At 67.0% G+C, this 1,161-nt stretch carries 2 protein-coding genes; both read right to left on the bottom strand.

Annotated elements, in window-relative coordinates; translation table 11 throughout:
* Window positions 1-590, bottom strand: a 590-nt coding sequence (locus ACWCXX_RS41460; protein WP_451136514.1) for a transposase, incomplete at its 3' end; no start/stop codon positions are given.
* Window positions 587-1,102 carry a winged helix-turn-helix domain-containing protein gene (locus tag ACWCXX_RS41455; RefSeq protein ID WP_451136512.1) on the bottom strand — a complete coding sequence of 172 codons (516 nt, stop codon included), beginning with the start codon at window positions 1,100-1,102 and terminating at the stop codon, window positions 587-589. The genes ACWCXX_RS41455 and ACWCXX_RS41460, both read right to left, overlap by 4 nt.
* Between the last annotated feature and the right edge of the window lie 59 nt (window positions 1,103-1,161).

The following is a 1,161-nucleotide window of genomic DNA, read 5'->3' as shown; positions in this document are numbered from 1 at the left end:
TACTGATCTTTTCGTAAGTTCGGTGGGTGTGGTGGGTGGATGGTCAGGCCTGTGTGGGCGAGGAAGGACCAGGGCAGTTGTGGGTTGTGGTTGATGCGGTGGATGCCTTGTTCGGTGGCGTCGGCGACATCGGCGAGGTGGTCGCCGGCGAGGTTGGCGAGTTCGTGTTTCTTGAGTGAGGACCACAGCAGTTCCACCGGATTCAGCTCGGGGGCGTATGCCGGGAGGCGTTCCAGGGTCAGCCAGTCCTGTTCGGCGACCCAGGCCCGCATCGCCCGGCTCCAGTGGGCGGACAGGCCATCCCAGACCAGGACCACCCTCTCGCCGCGGTAGAACACCTTCATCTGCTCCAGGACCTCGATCAACCCGTCGGTGTCGTAGCTGCCGGGCTTGAGGTGAAAGCAGAGACGAGCCCCGCGGTCGGGGTCGGTGGAGTGGTAGCCCAGGGCCCCGGCCATAGAGGCCCGCTTCCAGTTCAGCCGGTGCCGCAGGAGCGGGGTTCGTCCTCGGGGCGAGTAGGTGCGGCGGATCTGAGGGAGGAGTGAGACACCTGATTCGTCGAGGAACACGATCCAGGCACGTGTGTTCACCGCCCCTTTTTGATCCGCGGCCACTCGTGTGCGATCCAGCGGGCGATCTCCGACTCGTCCCGCTCGACCGCCCGCCGCTCGGGCCGCTGCAGACTCCACCCCAGCCGGCCGGTCAGCAACCGCCACACCGACGCTCTGGACAACGCCACCCCGGTCACCCGCTCCACGACGACGCCGACGCGTTCCAAGGTCCACAGATCGGCCTCGAAGCCGTGAGCCTGGGCACCTCGTTCCAGTGCGGTCCGGACTGCCTCGACCCGGGCGTCGTCCAGCTTGGCCGGGCGTCCGGTGGCCGCACGACGCCGCAGGGCTGAAGCACCGCCGGTCTCCCACACTCGCCGCCAGCGTCGCACGCTCTCGGAACACGCCCCCACCGCACGAGCGATCTCCGCGTTCGAGACGCCGTCCTCGAACAACTCGGCCGCCCGAACGCGACGCGCCTCCGCCAACTGGGGCCGAGACAGCGGCGGGAGAGAAGAATCAGCAGTCGAGGACGAAGGTTGATATGGCACCCTGACAGGCTCCCACCCACGAGCCCACCACACCCACCGAACTTACGAAAAGATCAGTA

Source organism: Streptomyces sp. NPDC001732 (genome assembly GCF_053596315.1).
Note: the sequence above shows the minus strand (reverse complement) of the source record. Positions and strands in the feature narration are given on the sequence as shown.